This is a genomic window from Actinocorallia aurea (assembly GCF_054783995.1).
This window is the reverse complement of record NZ_BAAGPQ010000028.1, coordinates 361,642-383,531: the sequence shown is the minus strand read 5'-3', so window position 1 is coordinate 383,531 and position 21,890 is coordinate 361,642. Positions and strand designations below refer to the sequence as shown.

The 21,890-nt window shown below is 71.9% G+C and carries 28 protein-coding genes and 1 pseudogene; 16 read left to right on the top strand and 13 right to left on the bottom strand.

What is annotated here, in order from left to right; translation table 11 throughout:
• Positions 1 to 463, bottom strand: a pseudogene (locus ACYVOM_RS32665) (hypothetical protein); the annotation flags it as partial.
• 156 nt (positions 464 to 619) lie between these two features.
• Here ACYVOM_RS32665 and ACYVOM_RS32660 point away from each other — a divergent pair.
• A complete protein-coding gene (locus ACYVOM_RS32660; protein WP_460307412.1) occupies positions 620 to 1,618 on the top strand; it encodes a LacI family DNA-binding transcriptional regulator in 999 nt (332 codons plus the stop codon).
• Positions 1,619 to 1,670: 52 nt separating this feature from the next.
• Here ACYVOM_RS32660 and ACYVOM_RS32655 read toward each other — a convergent pair whose 3' ends face one another.
• Complete coding sequence (locus ACYVOM_RS32655) at positions 1,671 to 2,327, bottom strand: DedA family protein (RefSeq protein ID WP_460307411.1); 657 nt, start codon at positions 2,325 to 2,327, stop codon at positions 1,671 to 1,673.
• Between the two features lie 194 nt (positions 2,328 to 2,521).
• Positions 2,522 to 3,247, bottom strand: a complete 726-nt coding sequence (locus ACYVOM_RS32650) for an alpha/beta hydrolase fold domain-containing protein (RefSeq protein ID WP_460307410.1) — start codon at positions 3,245 to 3,247, stop codon at positions 2,522 to 2,524.
• A gap of 155 nt (positions 3,248 to 3,402) precedes the next feature.
• Between ACYVOM_RS32650 and ACYVOM_RS32645 the strand changes: the two genes are divergently transcribed.
• The 3 genes from ACYVOM_RS32645 to ACYVOM_RS32635 all read left to right on the top strand — a co-directional run bounded on the left by ACYVOM_RS32645 (position 3,403) and on the right by ACYVOM_RS32635 (position 4,666).
• A complete protein-coding gene (locus ACYVOM_RS32645; protein WP_460307409.1) occupies positions 3,403 to 3,570 on the top strand; it encodes a hypothetical protein in 168 nt (55 codons plus the stop codon).
• Positions 3,571 to 3,593: 23 nt separating this feature from the next.
• Positions 3,594 to 4,019: a hypothetical protein gene (locus ACYVOM_RS32640; RefSeq protein WP_460307408.1), complete on the top strand. Its 426-nt coding sequence runs from the start codon at positions 3,594 to 3,596 to the stop codon at positions 4,017 to 4,019.
• A gap of 365 nt (positions 4,020 to 4,384) precedes the next feature.
• Positions 4,385 to 4,666, top strand: a complete 282-nt coding sequence (locus tag ACYVOM_RS32635) for a GlsB/YeaQ/YmgE family stress response membrane protein (RefSeq protein WP_460307407.1) — start codon at positions 4,385 to 4,387, stop codon at positions 4,664 to 4,666.
• A gap of 133 nt (positions 4,667 to 4,799) precedes the next feature.
• Here the strand turns inward: ACYVOM_RS32635 and ACYVOM_RS32630 are convergent, their stop codons facing one another.
• The gene (locus ACYVOM_RS32630; RefSeq protein WP_460307406.1) at positions 4,800 to 5,171 is read right to left on the bottom strand and encodes a hypothetical protein; all 372 of its coding nucleotides are present in this window, start codon (positions 5,169 to 5,171) and stop codon (positions 4,800 to 4,802) included.
• 392 nt (positions 5,172 to 5,563) lie between these two features.
• Here ACYVOM_RS32630 and ACYVOM_RS32625 point away from each other — a divergent pair, with 392 nt between their 5' ends.
• The 4 genes from ACYVOM_RS32625 (at position 5,564) to ACYVOM_RS32610 (ending at position 7,782) form a co-directional block, all read left to right on the top strand.
• A complete protein-coding gene (locus ACYVOM_RS32625) occupies positions 5,564 to 6,010 on the top strand; it encodes an OsmC family protein (protein ID WP_460307405.1) in 447 nt (148 codons plus the stop codon).
• 188 nt (positions 6,011 to 6,198) lie between these two features.
• Complete coding sequence (locus ACYVOM_RS32620; RefSeq protein WP_460307404.1) at positions 6,199 to 6,753, top strand: AAA family ATPase; 555 nt, start codon at positions 6,199 to 6,201, stop codon at positions 6,751 to 6,753.
• Positions 6,754 to 6,933: 180 nt separating this feature from the next.
• Positions 6,934 to 7,470 (top strand): hypothetical protein, encoded by a 537-nt coding sequence (locus tag ACYVOM_RS32615; protein WP_460307403.1) that lies wholly within the window; start codon positions 6,934 to 6,936, stop codon positions 7,468 to 7,470.
• 174 nt (positions 7,471 to 7,644) lie between these two features.
• Complete coding sequence (locus ACYVOM_RS32610) at positions 7,645 to 7,782, top strand: zinc-binding dehydrogenase (RefSeq protein ID WP_460307402.1); 138 nt, start codon at positions 7,645 to 7,647, stop codon at positions 7,780 to 7,782.
• Between the two features lie 80 nt (positions 7,783 to 7,862).
• Here the strand turns inward: ACYVOM_RS32610 and ACYVOM_RS32605 are convergent, their stop codons facing one another.
• From ACYVOM_RS32605 to ACYVOM_RS32590, 4 genes are all read right to left on the bottom strand, one after another.
• Positions 7,863 to 8,774, bottom strand: coding sequence for a hypothetical protein (locus tag ACYVOM_RS32605; RefSeq protein ID WP_460307401.1), 912 nt, complete (start codon positions 8,772 to 8,774; stop codon positions 7,863 to 7,865).
• Positions 8,771 to 9,964 carry an aromatic ring-hydroxylating oxygenase subunit alpha gene (locus ACYVOM_RS32600; RefSeq protein WP_460307400.1) on the bottom strand — a complete coding sequence of 398 codons (1,194 nt, stop codon included), beginning with the start codon at positions 9,962 to 9,964 and terminating at the stop codon, positions 8,771 to 8,773. Before ACYVOM_RS32600 ends, ACYVOM_RS32605 begins: the two co-directional genes overlap by 4 nt.
• Complete coding sequence (locus tag ACYVOM_RS32595; protein WP_460307399.1) at positions 9,961 to 11,484, bottom strand: class I adenylate-forming enzyme family protein; 1,524 nt, start codon at positions 11,482 to 11,484, stop codon at positions 9,961 to 9,963. Before ACYVOM_RS32595 ends, ACYVOM_RS32600 begins: the two co-directional genes overlap by 4 nt.
• Before the next feature lie 209 nt (positions 11,485 to 11,693).
• Complete coding sequence (locus tag ACYVOM_RS32590) at positions 11,694 to 12,314, bottom strand: TetR/AcrR family transcriptional regulator (protein ID WP_460307398.1); 621 nt, start codon at positions 12,312 to 12,314, stop codon at positions 11,694 to 11,696.
• A 64-nt stretch (positions 12,315 to 12,378) separates the two neighbouring features.
• On the opposite strand from ACYVOM_RS32590, the gene ACYVOM_RS32585 reads away from it, so the two are divergent.
• Positions 12,379 to 12,711, top strand: coding sequence for a YciI family protein (locus ACYVOM_RS32585; RefSeq protein WP_460307397.1), 333 nt, complete (start codon positions 12,379 to 12,381; stop codon positions 12,709 to 12,711).
• A gap of 159 nt (positions 12,712 to 12,870) precedes the next feature.
• On the opposite strand, the gene ACYVOM_RS32580 is transcribed toward ACYVOM_RS32585, so the two are convergent.
• From ACYVOM_RS32580 to ACYVOM_RS32565, 4 genes are all read right to left on the bottom strand, one after another.
• Entirely contained in the window at positions 12,871 to 13,248 is a 378-nt protein-coding gene (locus ACYVOM_RS32580) for an ArsR/SmtB family transcription factor (protein ID WP_460307396.1), read from the bottom strand.
• Positions 13,248 to 13,406 (bottom strand): DUF3073 family protein, encoded by a 159-nt coding sequence (locus ACYVOM_RS32575; RefSeq protein ID WP_460307395.1) that lies wholly within the window; start codon positions 13,404 to 13,406, stop codon positions 13,248 to 13,250. Before ACYVOM_RS32575 ends, ACYVOM_RS32580 begins: the two co-directional genes overlap by 1 nt.
• Positions 13,407 to 13,459: 53 nt before the next feature.
• Complete coding sequence (locus ACYVOM_RS32570; RefSeq protein WP_460307394.1) at positions 13,460 to 13,642, bottom strand: hypothetical protein; 183 nt, start codon at positions 13,640 to 13,642, stop codon at positions 13,460 to 13,462.
• 175 nt (positions 13,643 to 13,817) lie between these two features.
• Positions 13,818 to 14,738: an alpha/beta fold hydrolase gene (locus ACYVOM_RS32565; protein WP_460307393.1), complete on the bottom strand. Its 921-nt coding sequence runs from the start codon at positions 14,736 to 14,738 to the stop codon at positions 13,818 to 13,820.
• 59 nt (positions 14,739 to 14,797) lie between these two features.
• Here ACYVOM_RS32565 and ACYVOM_RS32560 point away from each other — a divergent pair, with 59 nt between their 5' ends.
• Positions 14,798 to 15,328, top strand: a complete 531-nt coding sequence (locus ACYVOM_RS32560) for a helix-turn-helix domain-containing protein (protein WP_460307392.1) — start codon at positions 14,798 to 14,800, stop codon at positions 15,326 to 15,328.
• A gap of 56 nt (positions 15,329 to 15,384) precedes the next feature.
• Here ACYVOM_RS32560 and ACYVOM_RS32555 read toward each other — a convergent pair whose 3' ends face one another.
• The gene (locus ACYVOM_RS32555; RefSeq protein ID WP_460307391.1) at positions 15,385 to 16,290 is read right to left on the bottom strand and encodes a carbohydrate kinase family protein; all 906 of its coding nucleotides are present in this window, start codon (positions 16,288 to 16,290) and stop codon (positions 15,385 to 15,387) included.
• Positions 16,291 to 16,591: 301 nt separating this feature from the next.
• Between ACYVOM_RS32555 and ACYVOM_RS32550 the strand changes: the two genes are divergently transcribed.
• The 6 genes from ACYVOM_RS32550 to ACYVOM_RS32525 all read left to right on the top strand — a co-directional run bounded on the left by ACYVOM_RS32550 (position 16,592) and on the right by ACYVOM_RS32525 (position 21,847).
• Entirely contained in the window at positions 16,592 to 16,990 is a 399-nt protein-coding gene (locus ACYVOM_RS32550; RefSeq protein WP_460307390.1) for a VOC family protein, read from the top strand.
• Between the two features lie 222 nt (positions 16,991 to 17,212).
• Entirely contained in the window at positions 17,213 to 17,968 is a 756-nt protein-coding gene (locus ACYVOM_RS32545) for an IclR family transcriptional regulator (protein ID WP_460307389.1), read from the top strand.
• Between the two features lie 143 nt (positions 17,969 to 18,111).
• Positions 18,112 to 19,116, top strand: coding sequence for an aromatic ring-hydroxylating dioxygenase subunit alpha (locus tag ACYVOM_RS32540; RefSeq protein WP_460307388.1), 1,005 nt, complete (start codon positions 18,112 to 18,114; stop codon positions 19,114 to 19,116).
• The gene (locus ACYVOM_RS32535) at positions 19,113 to 19,280 is read left to right on the top strand and encodes a hypothetical protein (protein ID WP_460307387.1); all 168 of its coding nucleotides are present in this window, start codon (positions 19,113 to 19,115) and stop codon (positions 19,278 to 19,280) included. Before ACYVOM_RS32540 ends, ACYVOM_RS32535 begins: the two co-directional genes overlap by 4 nt.
• Positions 19,277 to 20,245 (top strand): PDR/VanB family oxidoreductase, encoded by a 969-nt coding sequence (locus ACYVOM_RS32530; protein WP_460307386.1) that lies wholly within the window; start codon positions 19,277 to 19,279, stop codon positions 20,243 to 20,245. Before ACYVOM_RS32535 ends, ACYVOM_RS32530 begins: the two co-directional genes overlap by 4 nt.
• 192 nt (positions 20,246 to 20,437) lie before the next feature.
• Positions 20,438 to 21,847 carry a sulfatase family protein gene (locus ACYVOM_RS32525; RefSeq protein WP_460307385.1) on the top strand — a complete coding sequence of 470 codons (1,410 nt, stop codon included), beginning with the start codon at positions 20,438 to 20,440 and terminating at the stop codon, positions 21,845 to 21,847.
• Positions 21,848 to 21,890: the final 43 nt, after the last annotated feature.

Sequence of the window (21,890 nt, the reverse complement as noted above, 5' to 3'; positions counted from 1 at the left end):
ATGATCCTTCACAACTGAGCGTCACGACCAACGAGCCGACCCCAGGGAGTGAGACAGAGCCCAGGAAGAGCTGGTAGCCGGTCACCGAGAAGTACCCGGTGTAGAGGAGCAAGCGCCCGAGGAAGGCCCACGCGAAGTCGGGGTGCTGGACCGGGCTGACCCAGAAGGTGGCCAGGACCTCGCGCGGCCGGAGCGGGCCGGGGGACGCGCCGGTGCTGGGGTGGTCGGGGTTGAGCAGGGTGAACAGGCCGAGGTCGGCGACCTTGTCGTCCTCGCCGAACAGCACGGTGATCTGCTGCGGCAGCAGCACACCGGGGATCGCGCCCCACAGCAGGAAGACGCCCAGGTTCGCCGGGATGATCCAGCCCATCAGGCGGCGCAGGCCCCTGATCGGGGCGGGCGGGTCGTGGGCGCCCTCGGCCTGGGCGAGGGCGGGCGCGGAGAGTCCGTCGGGGTGGGACATGGGGGGTCTCCAGAACAGTGGATGAGCTGGGAATACACTCACTTAATCGTTATAGTGGAGAGGACGATCCCACCCTGGTGCGATGTCTATCAAGGTGCTCATGGAGCGTTATCTTGAGGTGGCCCGAGGGGCGCCACACGACCACAGGAGCCAGCCATGCCCCGCGAATCGACGCCGGCCAGGCGCGTCACCGGCGCGGACGTCGCCCGCAGAGCCGGGGTGTCGGCCGCGACCGTCAGCTTCGTCCTGAACGAGACCCCGGGGCAGACCATCCCCGCGGCCACCCGCGAACGCGTCCTCGCCGCCGCCCGGGAGCTGCGCTACCAGCCCTCGGCCGCGGGACGCGCGCTGCGCAGGGGCCGCTCCGACATCGTCCTGTTCCTCATGCCGCACTGGTCCACCGGCGAGGCGGTCGGCCAGGCCATGGACGCGGTGTCCGCCGCCCTCTCCGAACGCGGCCTGACCTACCTCGTCCACCCGCGCGCCACCTCCAACCGCCACCTGTCCGACCTGTGGCGGAGCATCACCCCGGCCCTCGTCATCTCGGCCGACGCCCTCGACCCGCAGGAGGCGGCCACCCTCGACGCCGCCGGCATCGCCCACATGACGCTCGACGACGGCAGCGCCCTGGGCTCCTTCCAGGAGACGATCGGCCGCATCCAGGCCGAACACCTCATCCAGACGGGCCACACCCGCCTCGGCTACGCCACCGCACCCGACACCTCCCCCTTCACCTTCACCGAACCGCGCCTGCGCGGCGTCCAGCAGGTGTGCGCCGAACACGGCCTGCCCGCCCCCCTCCCCCTCGGCGCCGAGCCGGGCGCGGAAGCCGCCCGCTCCCTGCACACGTGGCGCTCCGCGGGCATCACCGCCGTCGCCGCCTACAACGACGAAGTCGCCCTCGCCCTCCTCCACACCGCCCGAGCCTCCGCCCTCACCATCCCCGACGACCTCTCCGTCATAGGCGCCGACGACATCACCGCCGCATCCCTCGCCTTCCCACCCCTCACCACAGTCCGCTTCGACCCCGCCACCCTCGCCCCCGCCCTCGTCGCGACCATCACCTCCCGCCTCGCCAGACCCGCCGACGAGAAACCACCGGCGGTCCCCCGGGCAGAACTCGTCCTCCGCGCCTCGACGAAACTCCCGACCTAAGGAGAACCCGTTGCCCGCGACGGCCGAGCCCGGCGTAGGACTCCCGGCGTCTTCACCGATCGAGGCGAGGCAGGTGGACCGAGGCGGCCGATCTGCGCGCACGACGGAGTTCCAGTAGGACGGGCAGGGCGGACACCGCGGCGATCACGCACACCGCGGGCAGGAGGTACCGGTCCACGCCGGGGACTGTGCTGCCGAGCAGGTACCCGGCGCCGACGATGCCGACGGTCCACAGCAGGCCCCCGGCGACCTGCCAGAAGACGAAGGTCCGTGCGGGCACGTTGAGCACGCCCGCCATCGGATTGAGGACCGTCCGGACGACCGGCACGAAACGGGCCAGCACGATCGCCTTGCCCGGCCCGTACCGGGTAAGGAGCTCCTCGGCCCTCGCCACCCCCCGGTGGATCTGCTCACTGCGCGTGCGGCCGAGCAGTGCCCTGCCGCCCCGACGCCCGATCAGGTAACCGGTCTGGGCCCCGATCAGCGCACCCGCGACGGACGCCACCAGCACCCAAGGCAGCGACAGCGCCGAGGACCCCGCAGCGCTCGTCGTGCACAGCAGCCCCGCGGTGAACAGCAGCGAGTCTCCCGGCAGGAAGAACCCGATCAGCAGCCCGGTCTCCGCGAAGAGCACCAGGGCGACACCGGCCGCCCCGAAAGCGGCCACCAGCGCATGGGCGTCGAGCGGATTGACAGCGAGCGCGACCATTCGAACCCCGTCCGGTAGAGATCGCGCTCAAGCTAGCCACAGCAAGGTTAGAGCCAGGCAAGCCCCGGCCCCGCGTCCCGCCCCTTGCCGTTCAAGATCCGCCCGAGCTGGTCGGGGGATCGGGAGGAAGGCCGAGCCCGCACCGCGATCGATCACCCCAGTCCCGGACCCGTCGTCCGGGGCCGGGGGTGGGGTCAGGGTTCCAGGGCTCGGCGGAGGAATTCGGTGCGGGTGGCGGCGGAGGCCTGGGCGAGGGCGGATGGGTAGGCGGCCTCGAAGCCGTGGTACCCGCCGCCCCACAGGTGGAAGTCGACGCTGACGCCCGCTTGGGAAAGGCGCAGGGCGTAGTCGATCGCCTCGTCGCGGAAGGTCTCGACCGAGCCGACGTCGAGGTAGGTGCGCGGGAGGCCGGACAGGTCCTCCGCGCGGGCGGGGGCGGCGTAGGGGGAGACGTCGGCGGTGCCGCGGCGGTCGCCGAGCAGGGCGGTCCAGCCGAAGAGGTTGTCCTCGCGGTCCCAGACGCCCTCGCCGTCGAGCATGCGGGAGCTGGGCGTCGTCATCCGGTCGTCGAGCATCGGGCAGAGGAGGACCTGGTGGGTGAGGGCCGGGAAGCCGCGGTCGCGGGCCAGCAGCGCGGTCCCGGCCGCGAGGCCGCCTCCGGCGCTCCCCCCGAGGATCATGAGGCGGGCGGGGTCGGCGCCGAGCGCGGCGGCGTTCTCGGCGAGCCAGCGCAGCCCCGCGTAGCAGTCCTCGACGGGTGCGGGGTCGGGGTGCTCGGGCGCGAGGCGGTACTCGACGGACACCGCGACGGCGAGCCCCTCCGCGACGTACCCGACGACGCCCGCCAGGCCGGTGTGGCGGGCGCCCATCACCATGCCGCCGGGATCGAAGGGCGGACGGGACGGGGTGGTCTCTGGCATGGGTGCTCCTTCCTCAGCGCGATGAGCCTCGCCGATCTCCGGCGGGACGGGCACCCGCCATCCGTCGTGGTGGCGGCTTCCGTCGCCCGCCACCCGGCGGCCCCGCGCTCCGGACCGCCGCACCGTCTGGCGCTCTCCCCGGTGAAGGAGTATCGATGAGCGGTACGGCGCGGCTCGCGGGAAGGGGCACCATGCACGATCTCATCACGAGGCTGGCGGTCGTCGACGGCGACGCGGCCAGCGCCCTGCGCGTCATCTCGCACTTCGACGCCCTGCCCTGCTCATCCTCACCGCGTGGACGCCCGTCTTCTTTCCCGAGCTGAACCTGCGCCAGCCCCTCTGCACCGTGACGACCGCGAACGCCGTGGTCTGTTACGAGTGCGAGGGATGGGGCGTCTGCCTGGAATGCGAGGGCAGCGCCCGCGACCCGCGCCGGACCTGGGGACGCTGCGAGTGCGTCGCGTCGAACGCCGGGCCGGGCCGCTGCGGGGTCTGCCTCGCCGCGGGGCAACTGCCCGCCGAAGCGGTCGCGTCGGTGCGCCGCCGTCACGGCACGTCGGCCGAACCCGGCCCCGGCACGGTCGAAGGGGAGGCGTCCTCCCCGGTCCGCGCGCTCGCCGCCGCGGCCCGCCTCACCTGCGCGTGCGGTGAGTTCCGCGCCCTGTGGCGGGCCGCCCTCAGCACCGGACGGGACCGCCCGGTCCTCACCTTCTCCGCGTGCTGCCAGGGCTGCGCCGCGCACCGCGCCCACGACTTCGCCCTCCCCGGCTGAGCCGCCGTCTTCCGAGCGCGACGAACCGGGGAATGGCGGCGCACCGGTCAGAGAATGGCGCGGCGCGCGCCGCGATAATGTGCACGAGAAGCCCCATGCGCGGGATCCCGGCGCAAGGCTTCTCTCCCTTTTCGGGGACGTGAGTGAGCACGGAGCGTGTACGGCATGGGCCGCACAGGGGGTGAATCCGTCGCCTAGAAAGTGGGGATGAACTGGTGATATGCAGCAGCATACGCCAGAGAAAGGTGGTGCTCACCTTCTGTGAAAACCACGTGATGCACGTCTCTTTTCGATACCGAATGGTTAGTCGAATGGTGCTTCGGGCATAAGTGGATTATCAAATTTCGTCTTGAGGAAGAGGACACATGACCGTCGCAGGGATCATCACCGCCATCGTCATCGGCGCCATCGTCGGGATGCTGGGCCGGCTGGTGCTGCCGGGTCGGCAGTCGATCGGCGTCCTGCTGACCGTCGGCGTCGGTATCGTCGCCGCACTGCTCGGTACCGCGCTGGCGCAGAGCGTCGGCGTGGCCACCACCGACGGCGTCGACTGGATCGAGCTGGTCTTCCAGGTCGGCCTGGCCGCGGTCGGTGTCGGCATCGTCGCCGGCGTCCGCGGCGGTCGCACCCGCAGCGGCCGCTACTGACCCCCCAGCTCGGCTCCCTTCCGGGGGGTTGGGGAGCCGATCGCCGAGGGCCGCACCCACGCGCCGGGTGCGGCCCTCGGCCTTTCGCACGTCACCACGAGCCCCGCACCGCCAGAAAAGCGGAGGAGCGACCTCAGAAGGTCCAGCACCCCGAGTAGTGGTTTCCGGGCAGGTAGTTCCCCGGAACGAAGAGCACCCACTCCCAGGGCACGAAGTAGTGGATCCGGCAGTAGGGAGCCCACCCGTCGATGTACGGCCCGAGCACGTCCCAGCCGAAGGTGAACCCCGACGCGGCGAGCGAGGAGAGCGCCGCGTCCGGCGCTCCCTCCGCCCGGAGCTTCCCGGCGATCTGCTCCCGCTGCGCCGGCGAGAGCGTCGTGCACGTCGTCTGCACCGTGACCGTGCAGACGGATTCCGGCTCGGCCGCCGCAGCCGGAACAACGCTCCACACACCTCCGGCCAGTGCGCAGACCGCAGCCATCGATGCCGTTCGTGAGATGGTCATGCCGCCGACGCTAAACCGCAAACCATCCCGAATCTTGTCATTCCCACCACTAATCCCGCACAAGGACCCACCCCGCACTGGACATCCGCCACATGATTGTCAACACCACCCCACAAGCCAGCGGCGCCGACCGAAGCGGCGCGGCGGCCGGCCCCCCGCCCACTACCGCCGCACCCAGTCCCCGTCCGGACCCTGACCCGAGATCGGAGGAACCGGGCAGGGCGCGGCCGACGACGGCAGCGGTTACAACCACCGCGTTGTCAACTACACCGGGTGACCTTTAAGCCAGAGATGTCCATGGCCCGCTCAAGAAAGTCCATATATGACGATGTCTGGTGGGATCTGCCGCACACTCGGGTGTGCCACCACTTCGACGCCTCGGGGGCTCCGCCATGACCGAGATCAAGATCGTCCACCAGGACGGCGACGCTTTCACCATCTTCATCCGCGACCACGTCGTGCACGTCGATGTCCCACGCGCGGGCGGCTACGACTCCGGGCCCACTCCGCTGGAGCTGTTCGTGGCCTCCATCGCCGCCTGCATCGCCCACTACGCGCGCCGCCACCTGAAGGACCACGGCCTCCCGCACACCGGCCTTGAGGTCGGCGCGGGCTTCACCATGATCACGAGCGACCCGCAGCGCGTCACCTCGATGTCCCTCGACGTCCGGATCCCTTGGAAGCTCTCGGAATCCGAGAAGACCGGCCTCCTCAACGCGCTCAACCCCTGCCCTGTCCTGGCCTCGCTCCAGACCGCGCCGGACGTCTCCGCCACCGTCACCTGCGCCCCCACGGCCCATCGCGCCGAACCGGCCCCCACCCCCATGGCCCTGCACTGACGCAGCGCGCCGCGCTCCTGGGGCCGGCCCGGACGTGGACCCGGCTCGGCTCTCCGCGGTTCGCGCGGCGCTCCGGCGCTCCTGGGCCGACCGACTGCGGCCGCACGCCCTCGTCGCGCCCGCCGAAGGGCCCACCGCCTCGCCATGCCGGCGCCGACACACGTGAAGTGCCACAATGCACTGTGACCGTGAGCGCACCGACGCTGATCGTGGTCAGCGGCCCGCCCGGGAGCGGGAAGACCACGCTGGCCCGGCAGATCGCCGCGCGGATCGGCTGCCCCCTGATCGTCCGTGACGAGATCAAACAGGGCCTGGTCATGGCGACGCCCGGCTACGCGCCCGGCGGCGACGACCCGCTCAACCTGACCGCGCTGACCACTTTCACCGACGTGCTCACCACGCTGCTGAAAGCCGGGACGACCACGGTCGCCGAGGCCGCCTTCCAAGACCGGCTCTGGCGGCCGATGCTCGAAGACCTGACGCCACTGGCCGACATCCGGATCATCCGCTGCGAAGTGCCCGCCGAGACCGCGCACACCCGGGTCGCCGACCGCGCCGCCGCCGACGCCCACCGGGCCGCCCACGGCGACGCCGGACTGCTGGCGGCCATCGCCGCCGGGAACAGCCCGATCGCGTCCTTCACACCGATCGCGATGAACCTGCCGAGCCTGATCGTGGACACGTCCGACGGCTACCGGCCCGGCCTCCCCGACATCATCGCGTTCGCCACCGGCAAGGCCTGATCAACGGACCCCTCCGCCGACGAGCCGCGGCTCTCGGGACGCGGGCGGGGACAAGAGCGGGACCGGAGTCCTCATCGTCTGGACGAGAGCGGGACCGGGCACCCTCGTCGGCGGAGGAACCGATCATTAGCGTCGGCCTTGCTCGAAGCCCGATCCGGACTCTCCCCGAAGGCCTGACGCATGAGCGAATCGATCGGACCCCTGCGCGTGTCGAGGGTGGGGCCCGCTGCGGTGATCCTTCTGCTGGCCGCCGCGTCCTGCACCGCGCCCTCCGAACCGGTCCGGCCCGCACCGGTCGCCCCCTCGTCGGCCGGTGCCGCGCAGCCTTCCACCGGCACCGCCCCCTCCCCGAGCGGCTCCGCCGACGGAAACTCGATGCACCTCGTCGGTGCGGTGAATTACAAGGTCCCGGGCTCCGGGATGGCCGTCACGTGCGAGGTGACCCAGAACGGACTCACCCTGGTCGGGACCGCGCAGGGACCGGACGCGACGACCTACACGCTGAAGGTCGACCTCGTGAACGAGGTGGTCGCCGTGCTCGTGCGGGTCTCCGGCCCGAACGGCGTCTCCACCTTCGGTGCCACAGGACTGGACGGCCCGGCCGAACTCGCCTTCGTCAACGCCCAGGAGAAGTTCGCCGCGGTGCTGGGCGACCTCCAGGGCATGGACGGCACTTCTGGCACCGTCACCGTGGGCGGCGGCCTGCAATGCCCCTGACGGGCGTCCGAGCAGGAGGCCGGTCCGGTTGTGGACTGTGGAGGGGGCGGCGGCGGGCGTAGGGTCGGGGCGTGAGGGCCGCTGTGCATAGCCGGTATGGGGCGCCGGAGGTCGTGCGGATCACCGAGGTGGACGGGCCGGTGGTCGGGGAAGGCGATGTCCTGGTCAGGGTGCATGCGACGGGAGCTGATCGCCTCGGGCTCCTACACACCGCTCATCGACCGCTGCTACCCCTTCAACGAGATCGTCGACGCCTACCGGTACGTCGAAACGGGCCGCAAGGTCGGCAACGTGATCGTCAAGCTCCGGTGAGCCGACCGGAGACACGGGCCTCCGTTCGGCGGAGCCGGGGCGACGGACAAAGCGCCTGATCGCTCACTTTCGCCTGACCGTCACCCGGCCGGGACGGGCAGTTCGAACCAGGTGTCGGTCCGGTCGTGCTGGAAGGCGGCCGATCGGAACAGTTCCAGGTCGGTGGGCGCGGCGGCGTCGACCTCGGCCTCGACGGCCCTGGCGCCCTGCCGCCACAGCCAGGCGAGGGTGGACGCGAGCAGGCGGGCTCCGTGCTCCGGCCCGGCGGGATCGGGGAGCGCGAGCCTGTGGATCGTGCCGAGGCGCCCGTGCTCCTCGTCGGCGGCGACCGTGACCAGGGCCTGTCCGGCCGGGCCGCCGAGGCCGTCGGCGAAGCGCACCGTGGACTCCGTGCCCGGCACCCGCGCGGACCGGCCCCCCGCGCTCCCCGCGCTCCCCGAAATGACGGTCGTGTCGGGCACCGGCACGGCGACGGCGAGCCTGGAGCCGGCGTGGTCCGCGCGGGACGGGAGCAGCAGCCGGTGCCGTTCGCCGCTCGGGACGACGCCGAACCGGCGGGCGAGGCGCAGCGCCGCCGGGTGGCTGCCGTACGCGCAGGCCCGCACCACGTCGAGGCCCGCATCCGCTCGGCCTGGCACGGCGGACAGGCCGGGCCCGAGGAGCTCGGCCGCGGACGTCGCCACGCCCATCGACCGGAACTCCGGGGCGACGACGAGGCCGGCGATGCCGACCGGCGGACAGGAGGCGTCGAGCGTGACGACCGCGGCGAGCCGCGGCGCGGTCCCCGCGGCGACGGCACCGCGGCGCAGGCGCGTGCGCACCTCGACCGTGGTGCGGTCGCCATCAGCCGAGGGAGCGGGAGCGCCGAACCCCATCTCGCGGTCGGCGCGGCGCGCCCGCTCCAGCAGGGCGCGCGCCGCCGCGCCGGGCGGGCCGTCGGACCAGCGCAGGTCGACGGTCCGCGGGAGGTAGGAGCGGCGGGCGGCGGTCACTGCGGTGTGCCGTGGACGAGGCGGCGGATCTCGCGGCGGAACAGGTGGCCGGCGATCTCGTTGCGGCCGAGCAGCATCGTGCCTGCGTCCTGGTTGAACATGGCGTTCTGTGATCCGGCGAGGATGGGGAAGTCCTCGTCGTGGATGATCGAGATCATGATGTGCCAGTTCTTCTCCCAGAGCTCGCGCCAGCGGTCCTCGGAGAGCCCGGTCGCCTCCCGGGTGGGCGCCATGATGCGCATCTCCATCGTCGAGCGGCCGGGGTCGGCGCCGCACGGGCGGAAGGTGAGCAGCTCGACGTGGCTGGCGTGCTTGAGCAGCATGCTGTTGGGGGCGATGAAGACGCTCTCGATGACGTGCTTGTCCATCGGCGCGTCGCCCGGTCCGGTGTCGAGGAAGCGGTCGATGCTCTTGCGGGCGGCCAGGAACCAGAAGTGCCTTCCGAAGTCCTGCAGCGCGATGGCGTTGGTGTGCAGGACCTTCCCCGCGGTGTTCGGGTGGGCGTACCTGACGTGGTAGTTGTCGAGGAAGCCGTCCTGCATGATCTTCCAGTTGGTCGGCCGCTCGAACGTGTGCGGGGTGACGCTGACGAGCTCGTCGATGCCGTAGCCGGCCAGGACGGCGTCGGCCTCGGGCCCGAGCCATCCGGCTACGTCGATCTCGGCCTCGGCGTTGTCGACGATCCAGACGAACCCGTGCCGCTCCTCCACCGGCAGCCGGACGAGCCCGAAGTCGGCGCGGTCGAAGTCGCCGAAGGTGCCGTCGAGCGTGACGGTCCGCAGGGAGCCGTCGGGGTCGTAGGACCAGCGGTGGTACGGGCAGGAGAACAGGCGGCAGCGTCCCGAGGGCTCTTCGACGAGTTGGGCGCCGCGGTGGCGGCAGGCGTTGACGAACGCGCGCAGGCCGCCGTCCCGTTGGCGGACGATGACGACGTTGTTGCGGGGCAGCTGCACCGACACGAAGTCGAACGGCTCGGGCACCTCCGAGGCGTGGGCGACGATGAACGGCACGGCCCCGAAGATCCTGTCGCGTTCCAGCACGGCGAGGGCCGGGTCGCGGTACTCGGCGGCGGAGAACGGCTCGATCCGGTCGAAATCGTCGGTCGTCGCGTCCTTGAGGTGGGAGATCAGCCGGTGGACGGCCGCGCCGCGCACCTGTTCGTCGATGGTGCCGCTGGAGTCGCTGCTCATGCGCTGGTTCCTCTGCGTTCGAAGCGTTCGGTCAGGTCGGCGTAGGAGGCGCGGATCGCCGGTTTGTCGATCTTCATGCTGGAGGTCCGGGGCAGCGGCTCGGTGCGGAAGACCACGTACCGGGGCGCCTTGTAGGCGGCCAGGCGCTGCCGACAGTGCGCGACCACGTCGTCGGCGCTCAGGCCGCCGGTCGCGGTGAGCAGCAGGGCCGGGGTCTCGCCGAACTCGGCGTCGGCGACGCCGATCACCGCGGCCTCCAGGACTTCGGGGAGTTCCAGGACGGCGCGTTCGATCTCGGCCGCGTAGACCGTCATGCCGCCGGACTTGATGAGGTCCTTGGTCCTCCCGACGATCCGCAGCGTGCCGTCGGCCTCGCGGACGCCGATGTCGCCGGTGCGCAGCAGGCCGCCGCCGAACACCTCCTCGGTCAGCGGCTCGTCCTGCCAGTACCCGGCGGCGACGCCCGGCCCGGAGACGCAGATCTCGCCGGGCGTCCCAGCCGGGCACGGCGCGCCGTCGGCGCCGAGGATGCGGACGTCGGTGAGGACGCCGCCGAGGCCCACCGACTCCGGCAGGCGCATCGCCAGTCCCGCCGACGGGAACGTCACCATGGACAGCGACTCGGTGAGGCCGTACGCCTGGCGCAGCCCGACGTTCTTGCGCGCCCACGCCTCGACCAGCGGCGGCGTCACCGGGTTTCCGCCGGTGAACACGACGGTCAGCGACGTCAGGTCGGTGTCGGCGAAGCTGGGCAGGGCGGCCATCTGCTCGAAGAAGATGGTGGTGGCGGCGATGCAGTTCACCCGGTGCTCCTCGATGAGGCGCAGGGCGTCGTCCGGATTCCACATCGGCATCAGGACGACGGTGCCGCCGAGCACGAGCGGGGCGAGGAACCCGTTGAGCAGACCCGCGGCGAACGACATCGCGCTGATGTTCAGGGTGGTGGCGCGCAGCAGCTCCGGCGCCTGCAGCGTCCATTCGAAGAATGCGCCGAGCAGCGACTCATGGGTGTAGACGACGGCCTTGGGCAGCCCGGTCGAGCCGGACGTGGGGATGACGGCGACCGGTGCGGAGGGGTCCGCGGCGAGGGCGGGCAGCTCGACACCGTCCGCGCCGCCGTCCGCGAAGGCCTCCATCGGCAGCAGCAGCGGCCGCCCCTGCGCGACGGCCTGCCCGGCGAGCTCCCGGTGCGCCGCGCCGACCACGAGCACGGACGGGTCGAGCCGGCCCAGCACCCCGGCGAGTTCGGCCGCGGGGTACCGCTCGTTCAGCGGGCACAGGATCGCGCCCGACCGGATCACGCCGAGGGCGGTCACCGCCCAGTCCAGCGACATGCCGCCCAGCAGGGCCACCCGGTCGCCGGGCCGCACGCCCGCCGCCAGCAGCCGCGCCGCGGCGCGGTCCATCGCGCCGGTGAGCTCACGCCAGTCCAGGGCGTCGTCCCGGCATCTCAGCGCGACGGCGTCGGGCTGCCGCAGGGCCCAGGAGTACAGGGCCCTGATCACTGTCGTATTACGCATTGCGCTCCTGTCGGGGGTGGGGTGGAGACGGGTCACAGTGCAGCGGTGGGGATGGGGCGCGACGGACGCCAGGCCGCGCGCTCGCCGTAAACTTAATGGCTTTAAGTAAAGGGGTCAATGGTCCCCGGCTGGGAACGGGCGGCGTTCTTTCGAGGCCACGGCCAGGCGTGCGACGGCCGCGGCCGTCGTCGGCTCAGTGGCGAGCGGTCTCAGCCGGTCTTGGCGGCACCGTGCAGGAAGACGCGGACGGACTCGGCGAACAGCTCCTCGGTGCTGCGCCACTGGTTGGCCTCGACGGCGCCGACGAGCCGCGGCTCCCGCTCCGGATCGGCGTACGGGAAGATCTCATCTCGGGTCGCCTCGGGCTTCATCGCCTGCGTGAGCGCCGCGCCCAACGTCAGGTTCTCCATCCCGTCCACGATCAGCACGTGCCGCTCCGCCGGCACCCCCGCCTGCTCCAGCAGCACGATCGCCTCGTCATACCGCGCCGTCAGCAGATCGCGCGGCACGAACTCCAGCAGCAGCGGCGCCGCGTTCGGATGCCGCAGCACCGCCCGCCTCAGGTCGACGCACAGCGAAACCAGCCACTCCACCCAGTCCGCCGCCCGCCCCTGCCCCGGCACCGGGATCTCCCTGACGATGCTCCGCGCCACCTCGGCCATGATCTCCGCCCGGTCCGCGAAGTGGTGGTAGAGCGCCGGCGCCTTCGCGTCGAACTCCCGAGCCAGCCGCGGCAGGCTGCAGGCCCCCAGCCCCTCCGCATCGATGATCTCAAGAGCCTTCGCGATCACACGATCACGCCGGAGCAGAGGCTGACTGGGACGCGGCATCCCCCCATTATTCTCCGCGGCAGCGGGTAGAGGAGGCACGGGACCAGACGAGAGGAGTTCCGCCTTGGCGAAGTTCATCACCATCGGCTACGGCGAACAGACCGGATACGACCGCACCGACCCTGCCGTGCGCGACGCCGCTCATGCCCACGACGCCCGGCTGCGGCGCGAGCAGCGCGGCCCCATGGGCATCGCGGGCGAGCCCGTCCAGGTGCGCAACCACGACGCCGCCGGGACGAGCACGCAGCAGGGCCCGTTCATGTCGTCGCCGCTCGCGCTCGCGGGCTTCGGCGTCATCGAGGCGGCGACGCTGGAGGAGGCCGTCGAACTCGCCTCCCGCACCCCCTGCGCGGTGGCCCACGGCGTCGTCGAGGTCTGGCCGCTGCGGGAGCAGTGAGGCCCGCAGGCCGCGCCGGGCCGGCTGCGGGGACTCCGTGCGTCACCGCGGACAGCTGTCCGCGGTGACGCACCGGGTCGTCATCGCCGCCCCCGCAGGCCGTGTTTCCACAGGCTGCACCGGGTGGACGTGCCCCGTCCGGGGCGACCGCGCCGGGCCTCAGCGGTCCTCTTCGCCTGCCGAGGCGGTGCGGAAGTCCTGGAGGAGATCGGCCTGGCCGACGAGGACCTCCGTGAGGATGCTGCGGGCGACGCGCAGGAGTTCGCCGACCTGGGGGTCGGTGAGCCGGTAGTGGACGCTGGTGCCCTCCTTGCGGGAGGCGACCAGGTTCGTGCGGCGCAGCACCGCCATCTGCTGCGACAGGTGCGCGGCCTCGATGCCGATCTCGCGGGCGAGTTCCCCGGCGGAGCGCTCGCGCACGCTGAGCAGCTCCAGCACCCGGATCCGGGCCGGATGACCCAGGGTCCGGAAGAACTCGGCCTTCAGCTGGTACAGCGGAGTCCGCACCGCCGCACCGGCCGCGCCCTCACCGGTCATCACTCGACCTCATGCTCCTTCGCGTCGGCGCGGCCCTCGTCCTCACCGTGCCCGACCCCGAGGTCGCGGCGCAGCCGATCGAGATCGACCCTTCCGCCGTCGTACTTCAGGTCACGCGCGATCTTCCGCTGCATCGCCCTCGACCGTCCGCGTCCCATGACCGCCCTCCTTCATCCCGCCCGTCGGCCGCACCCGATCGGCGCCGCCCGGCCTATCCGTCCTGTTCCTCGTCGTCAACGGTGATGCCGTGGTCGGCCGCCCGCCTCAACAGATCCTCCAGCTCGGCCGCGAACGTGTCCTCGCCATGGCCGTCGCCCTCGGACCGCGCACGGGCCAGGTTCACGCGCGCCGCACGAATCCGCTCCCGCAGATTCCCCGCCATCGCACCCGCCATACCCAGGCCTCCCCACCCACCCGACGACTACTTGCAAACATTAGCAAGTTAGCGAAAGCCGCCGCAGGCAGGTCGGCCACGAGGCCCCCGAGCGGCACGAGCCGTCCGACGATCCGGATCCGAAGGGGGCTCACCCGGCATCCAGCCGAGGCCCGTCCACGACGCCGCGACCCGGTCAGCGGCGGGCGATGACGTCGCGGATCGCTTCGGTGATCGCGTCGGGACGGTGCATGGGGAGCGTGGTGTGGCCGACACCCTCGACGAGCCGGTTCTCGCCTCGGGGGACGGAAGCGGCCATCCGGTCGTACAGCAGCGTCTTGCCCTCGATCTCGGCTTGGAGCAGAGCCGGGGGCAGGTCGGCGGAGACCAGTTGCTTGAACGTGTCGACGCCGGTCGCGGTCAACACGATCAGTGGCAGGTCCGGCAGGGGGCCCGCGGCGCGGAGTTCGCCGTCCAACCTGCGGGCCGCCATCGCCTCGATCAGACCGGCGCGCAGTCCGTCGCGGCTGACATGGTGGTCGACGAGGGGTCGGCGGATCTCCTCCGGCCAGGCGGTCAGCTCCTGGTCGAACACCGCGCGGTAGAACTCGGCGATCTCGTCGGGGATCTCCTCGACGAGCGCCCGTCCCGGGTCGAAGGCCCGGTGACGGGCGGCGAGTTCGGGCGGCAGGTGGGCCGTGTAGTCCTCGTGATGGGGCTCGACCAGGACCAGGCCCGCGACCCGATCGGGGAAGCGCGAGATGAAGACCCGCGCGTAGTCCGCCCCGAGCGAATGCCCCACCAGAACGTACGGGCCGGCCACGCCGGCCTCCTCCAGGAGCCCGGCCAGCTCATCGGCCACCGCCGCAGCGGTGCGCTCGGTGTTCGCCTGGTTCTTGTCCGCGCGTGGCACCGGGCCGCTCCAGCCGGTGCCCGCCCGGTCGTAGATGACGCTCGTGGTGAACTCGGCCGTCTGCCGGTGGGACGGCCAGTAGTCCAGGCCGACCGCTCCGGCTCCGGCGAGGAAGACCGCGGCCGGGACGCCTGCTCCGGCCGCGTGCAGGAACAGGTCGTGGTCGCCGACTCGGTAGTGGTGTCCGTAAGGGGGTCGGGGCATCGCCTGCTCCTCAACGGTTCCATTTTTGGGAACGGTACCAGATATGGGAACATTACCTCGTGGATGCTCTCGACCTGCTGCTCCATCCGGTCCGCCTGCGCCTCGTGCACGCCATGTCCGGGGGACGGCTGCGCACGACGAACGAGCTGTGCGCCGACCTCACGGACGTGCCGCGCACGACCGTCTACCGGCATGTGGCCGTGCTCGCCGAGGCGGGTGTCCTGGAGGTGGCCGAAGAACGGCAGGTCAACGGCATCGTCGAACGCCGCTACCGGCTGACCGGCCACCGGCCCGTGATCGACCGCGCGGCCATGACCCCCGACCACCACCGTCGCGCCTTCGCGCTCGCCGTCAGCGTCCTGCTCTCCGAGGTCGGCGCCTACCTCGACCGCCCGGACGTCGACCCGGTCGAGGACTCCCTCGGCTACACCCAGTTCACCCTCTGGCTCACCGACCGCGAACGCGCCGACCTGATCGACCGCCTGGTCGCCGCCATCACCGACGTCCGCGGCAACCAGGCGGCCCCCGACCGTCGGCCCTACCTGCTCAGCCCCGTCCTCATCCCCACCCGACCGGATCCGCGCCCCTGAGCCGAGCACCGGAGGACCGAGCGGGGCCGCAACCGCCTCCCATGCTCGCGCACGGGCTACCGAAGGGGCGAAAGGGCCGTGCGGGACAGGAGGGCTTCTCGCGTCAGCGGGGAGGCGTGGGTGCCGGGAGTGGTGCAGGCGTGGTGGCCCGCGATGGCACCGTAACGCAGGGCGGTGGCCAGGGGGAGACCCGCCAGATGGGCGTAGAGGAAACCGGAGACGAAGGCGTCTCCGGCGCCGTTGGAATCGACGGACGGGGCTCCGGTGGCGGGCGGGTAGGAGAGCACTTCGCCTGCCGAGCGCGTCAGGTAGCGGCCGCCTCTCGCGCCGTCCGTGGCGACGACGGTGTGCGCACGGCCCTTGTCGAGGATGCGGCGCATCACCTGCGGAGTGCGCGGCCCGAGGACCGCGGAACTGAGGAAGACCAGGTCGGAGGAGTAGGCGAAGTCCTCCTGGTAGGGCGCCTCGCCGTCCCAGGTGTGCAGATCGGTCGAGGTGGAGACGGCGCCGAGCAGAGGGTAGGCGTGGCGCGCGAAGTCCATGATGGAGACGTGAACATGGCGGACGCCTTCGAGCGCGCGCCGCAGCACGGGCTCGGGGGCCCTGGCGCCGGGCTCGTCCTGCCCGTCGTAGAACGACATCCGGCGGCCTTCGGCGTCGACGAGGTTGACGGCGCGCCGGGTCCTCGCGGCCGGCAGCCATATCGTCTCGATCCCCGCGACGGCGACCCGCTCCCGCACCAGGGCTCCCTGCGGGTCGTCGCCGAGGAAGTCCAGGAACCGGACCCGCAGGCCCAGCGCGGCGCAGCCCAGGGCGACGCCCGTGCCCGTGTGGCCCGCGTGGTCGGCGATCCCCGGCGTCATGACCGAGTCCGCGAGCGGCACGGGCAGCCCCTCGACCCGCACGATGGTGTCCACCCCCGCCCCGCCCAGCACCAGCACGTCGGAGTCTCGGGTGCTCATGGGAACCTCCTCCATTCGAGAAGAACCGGCGTGCGCAGCCAGGAGGCCCGCACGAGGCCGGCCACTCGGCAGAAGGCCGCACTCTAACGGAAATGCCCGTTGCGCTCCTGGTGACGGGCGGTCCGAACGCCTCCCGGAGGCGTTCTGCACCACGTACGCGCCTCCGCTCGGACGTTGCCCTCGGGGATCCTGCCGGGGCCGAACCTTGCCGATGGTCGCCAGAGCCGGTGAGGTCTCGCGGGGGACGACCGGGAACGGTCATCGGGAAGCGGCCACGGCAAGGTGGCGGCAGCATGGGCAGATGATCGGTCATCTCGGGATCAACGTTCCGGATCTGGTCGGAGCCAAGAGGTACTACGACCGGCTCATGCCCCTCGTCGGCTTCGAGCCGTTCTTCGCCGAAGACGACGAGTTCGCCTACGCGCCTCAGGGCGGAAAGCCCGGCACCTACCTGTTCTTCTACCCGGCGCTGGAGGACATGCCGTTCTCCAGGCACCGCACCGGCCTCCAGCACCTCGCGTTCATGGTGCGGACCCGTTCCGCGGTGGACGCGGTGCACGCCCACGCGGTCGCCGACGGAAGGCAGGTGATCCACGCACCACAGCACTTCCCGCAGTACCCCCCGCCCTACTACGCGACCTTCTGGCTCGACCCCTTCGGCCTCATGCTGGAGGCCGTCTGCCACCACGACCGCCCCTGACCAAGGCGACCGCATCCCTCGGCCGCGAGCGGCAGCCCGCCGATCCGGCCCACCCGCGCGCCGGTCTCGACATCCCCGGCGAGGGACATCGATCCGCTCATGACCGGGCAGCCTAGGCCTGTTCGCCCGTCCCGCCCGGCCGCAGGACGACCGATCGCACCGGCGGAGAGATACGTTCGGTGAGGACGGGATCAGAGCCGGGCGGCGGACGGGAAACGGGCGATGGGCGACGACGGTGGGCCGCGGACGGCCGCTTCGCGGCTGCTCGACGTGCTGGGGGCGTTCGGGATCGAGCATCCTGACCTGTCGCTCACCGAGGTCGCGCTGCGCGCGCACCTGCCGCTGCCGACGGCGCACCGGCTGGCGGCGGCCTTGGTGGAGTGGGGGGCACTGGAGCGGGGCGACGACGGCCGGTACCGGATCGGGCTGCGGCTGTGGGAGGTCGCCGCGGCGTTCCCGCACGACATGGGGCTGCGGGCGGCGGCCATTCCCTTCCTGGAGGATCTCTACGAGGCCACCCACGAGAACGTGCAGATGGCCGTGCGGGACGGCGGCGAGGCGGTGTTCACCGAGTGGATCGCCGGGCGTTCGGCCGTCGGGGTGAAGACGCGGGTCGGCGCGCGCTGGCCGCTGCACGCGACCGGTGTCGGGCTGGTGCTCCTCGCGCACGCGCCCTCGGCCGAGCAGGAGCGCTACCTCGGCGGCCCGCTCGCCGCGTTCACCCCGTACACGATCACCGACGCGGGCGCACTGCGCCGCGTCCTGGCCGAGGTGCGGCGGACGGGGTGCGCGGTGAGCGACCGGCAGATCACCACCGACGCCGTGTCGGTCGCGGCCCCCGTGCGGGTCGAGTCGGGGAAGGTGGCGGCAGCGGTTTCGGTCGTCGTGGCGGCCGACACCGCTGCCGTCGCGGCGCTGGTGCCCGCGGTGCGTCTCGCGGCGCTCGGCATCAGCCGACGGCTCTCCCAGCAGCGCTGACGGACGCCGGCTTCCGCCACGCGGAAGTCCCGTTGTGCCGTGGCTCACGGATTCCGGATGCTGGGTGCGCACCCGGGCGCCGCCGCCCGTCACCACCCCGCTACGCACCGGACTCCTCGGTGTGCCGTCCGGCAGGAGAGATCATGACGCCTTTCGCCCGTGACCAGTGGTACGTCATCGCCTACGCCCACGAGGTGGGCCGCGAACTGCTGGCGCGCACCGTCCTCGGCGAGCCGATCGTGCTCTACCGCACCGAGGACGGGCGTGCGGTCGCCCTCGCCGACCGGTGCGTCCACCGCCGCTATCCCCTGTCGGAGAGCGCGCTGGTCGGCGACACCGTGGTGTGCGGCTACCACGGCTTCACCTACGACGCCCAGGGGAGCTGCGTCGCGGTCCCCGGCCAGTCCCGCGTCCCGCGCACCGCGCGGGTCGCCGCCTACCCGCTGTCGGAGACCGATGGCTTCGTGTGGGTGTGGATCGGCGATCCCGCCCTCGCCGACGAGACCGCCGTCCCGCGCGCCGCCCATCTCACCGCCCCCGGATGGGTGACGGTCAAGGGAATGGAGCCCATCGCCTGCGACTACGGCCTGCTGGTGGACAACCTCATGGACCTCTCCCACGAGACGTACCTGCACGGCGGCTACATCGGTACCCCCGAGGTGGCCGAGACGCCGATCACCACCGAGGTGGACGCCGCGGCCGGCGTCGTCCGGGTGTCGCGGCACATGGCGGACGCCGAGTGCCCGCCGTTCTACGCCCGCTCCACCGGCATCCAGGGGCGCATCCGCCGCCACCAGGACATCGAGTACTTCGCCCCCTGCCTGTACCTCCTGCACAGCCGGATCAGCCCCGTCGGCCAGGACGCGCCGCTGTTCCGCACCGAGATCACCTACGCGATCACCCCGTCCGCGCCCGGCCACGTCTACGACTTCTGGGCCGTCTCCCGCGACTTCGCCACCGACGACCCGCAGGTCACCGACTTCCTGGAGAAGTTCAACCACACCGTCGTCATGCAGGACGTGGACGCGCTGAACCTGCTCCAGCGCACCCTGGACGCCGATCCCGGCGAGAGCCCGGAGCTGAGCATCAACATCGACGCCGGCGGGCTCGCCGCGCGCCGCATGCTCGCCGGGCTGGCCGCGCGATGAGCGGGTCGCGCGAGGTCGTGCGCGTCACCTGGACGCCCGGCGCCGACCTGCTGCGCGGGACCTGCCACTGCGGCGCCGAGCAGACCGGACAGGACCCGGCCGAGATGTGGGACTGGCTGTTCGCCCACCCCACCGGCCACCGGACGAAGGAGGAGCAGCGATGACCGCTCAGCCGCAGCAGCAGGACACCTACGAACTCGTCGTCGCCGACCGGCGGCCCGAGTCCGCAACCGTCGTGTCCCTGACTTTGCGCGACCCGGACGGGCGGGCGCTTCCGTCCTGGTCGCCCGGCGCGCACATCGACCTCCTGCTCGACACCGGAGCCGTCCGGCAGTACTCGCTGTGCGGGTCGCCGGAGGACGCCACTGCGTGGCGCATCGCCGTGCTGCGCGAGCCCGACGGCCGCGGAGGCTCCTCCCACATCCACGCCGATGTCGCGCCCGGAAGGAGACTGCGCGTCCGCGGCCCGCGCAACCACTTCGCGCTGGAGCCCGCCGCGCGCTACCTGTTCGTCGCCGGTGGCATCGGCATCACCCCGCTGCTCCCGATGCTCGGCGAAGCCGCCGCGCGCGGAGCGGACTGGCGGCTCCTGTACGGCGGCCGGAGCCGCGCCACGATGGCGTTCCTGGAGGAGGTCTCGGCCTTGGCCGCACACGAGGGCCAGGTCAGGATCGCACCGCAGGACGAGGAAGGGCCGCTCGACCTCGCCGCGTTCCTCGGCCCGCCCCGATCCGGCGCCCTCGTGTACTGCTGCGGCCCCGCCGGCCTTCTGGACGCCGCGCGTGAGGCCTGCTCCGCCTGGTCCGAAGGCGCCCTGCGCACCGAGAGCTTCGCCTCCGTCGAAGCCACCCGCGAGGGCGACACCGGCTTCGAGGTGGAACTCGCGCGCTCCGGCCTCACCCTTCAGGTCCCCGCGGACCGCAGCATCCTCGACACCGCCCTGGACGCCGGCGTCCCCGTCCTCTACTCCTGCGCCGAGGGAACCTGCGGGACCTGCGAGACCGACATCCTGTCCGGGGAGGCCGACCACCGCGACACCGTGCTCACCGCCGCCGAGCAGCAGACGCACCAGATGATGATGATCTGCGTGTCCCGCTGCCGGGGCGACCGCCTCGTCCTCGACCTCTGACCCCCGGCGCGGCCGACCCGCCCCGATCCGGGTGGGAAGCCTTTCCCACCCGGCTCATCCATCTCGCAGATCCCAGACATCACGAAAAGCGATTTCCCTGTGAACCACATCACTCCTTAGCGTTACCCGGGCCGGACGTTCTCGTGCGCCGGAGAAAGCGCACGGATCCGGTCCCACCCGAAGGAGTTCCGAATGTCCTCGTCCCTGTCCCGTCGCGCCTTCGCCGGGCTGATCGGCGGCGGCACCGCAGCGGCGGCGCTCTCGGCGGCACCCGCACTGGCCTCCCCCTCGGCCGTACGCCAGGACGAGCGGGAGTTCTCCGCCTCCTCCACCAAGATCCGCAAGAAGCCCAACATCCTCGTCATCGTCGCCGACGACCTCGGCGCGGCCGACCTGTCGTGCTACGGCGCGCCGCACATCAAGACGCCGAACCTCGACAGGCTCGCCGCCGAAGGAGTCCGCTTCACCCAGGCGTACTCCGGCTCCGCGACCTGCTCGCCCACCCGCTTCTCCCTCTACACCGGCCGCTACCCGGGCCGGCTCGAAGGCGGGCTCGCCGAACCGATCGCCGACGAGAGCGTCGGCCTGCCGCCCGAGCACCCGACTCTGGCCTCCCTGCTGCGCGACGCCGGGTACTCCACCGCCCTCATCGGCAAGTGGCACGCCGGCCACCTCCCCGAGTACGGGCCGACCAAGTCCGGATGGGAGGAGTTCTTCGGCAACTTCGGAGGCGCCCTGGACTACTTCTCCAAGATCGACGCGTCAGGCGCCTACGACCTCTACGAGGGCGACGCCACCTATCAGGACCTGCGCTACTACACCGACGTCCTCACCGAACGGGCCGTCGAATACGTCGAACGCGACCACCGCAAGCCCTGGCTGCTGAACCTCAACTTCACCTCCCCGCACTGGCCATGGGAGACCGAGGACGACAAGGACGTCAGCGACCGGATCACCGAGCAGGTCCGCTCCGGCGCCAAGCCCGGATTCCTCGCGCTGCTCCACCAGGACGGCGGCTCCGTGGACACCTACGCCCGCATGGTGGAGTCCCTCGACCGGGCCGTCGGGAAGGTCCTGCGAGCCCTGGCCCGCGCGGGTGCGGAGAAGGACACCATCGTCCTGTTCACCAGCGACAACGGAGGCGAGCGCTTCTCCTACCAGTGGCCGCTCACCGGTGAGAAGGCGAGCCTCAACGAGGGCGGGATCCGCGTCCCCAACCTTCTGCGCTGGCCGGCCGCGATCAAGGGCCGCCAGTACAGCGCGGTCCCGGTGATCACTCCTGACTGGACCGCCACCCTGCTGGAGCTCGCGGGCGCGACCCTCGACCCCGCATACCCGCTGGACGGACGCAGCCTCGCCGGCTACCTCACGAGGGGTTCCGAGGCGCCCGAGGGCGACCTGTTCTGGCGGGTGCGCGGCTACCGCGCCCTGCGCCGCGGGAACTGGAAGTACCTGCGGGACGCCGACGGCAAGGACCACCTCTACGACCTGTCCACCGACGAGCGTGAGCAGACCGAGGCCGGAGCCGCCGAACCCGGCAGGCTGGCCTCGATGAAGCAGGCATGGGAGGCCGTCAACGCCACGCTCCTGCCCTACGGCTGATGCCGCGCCGCCTCCGGCCCCGCGCCGGAGGCGGTCGACGATG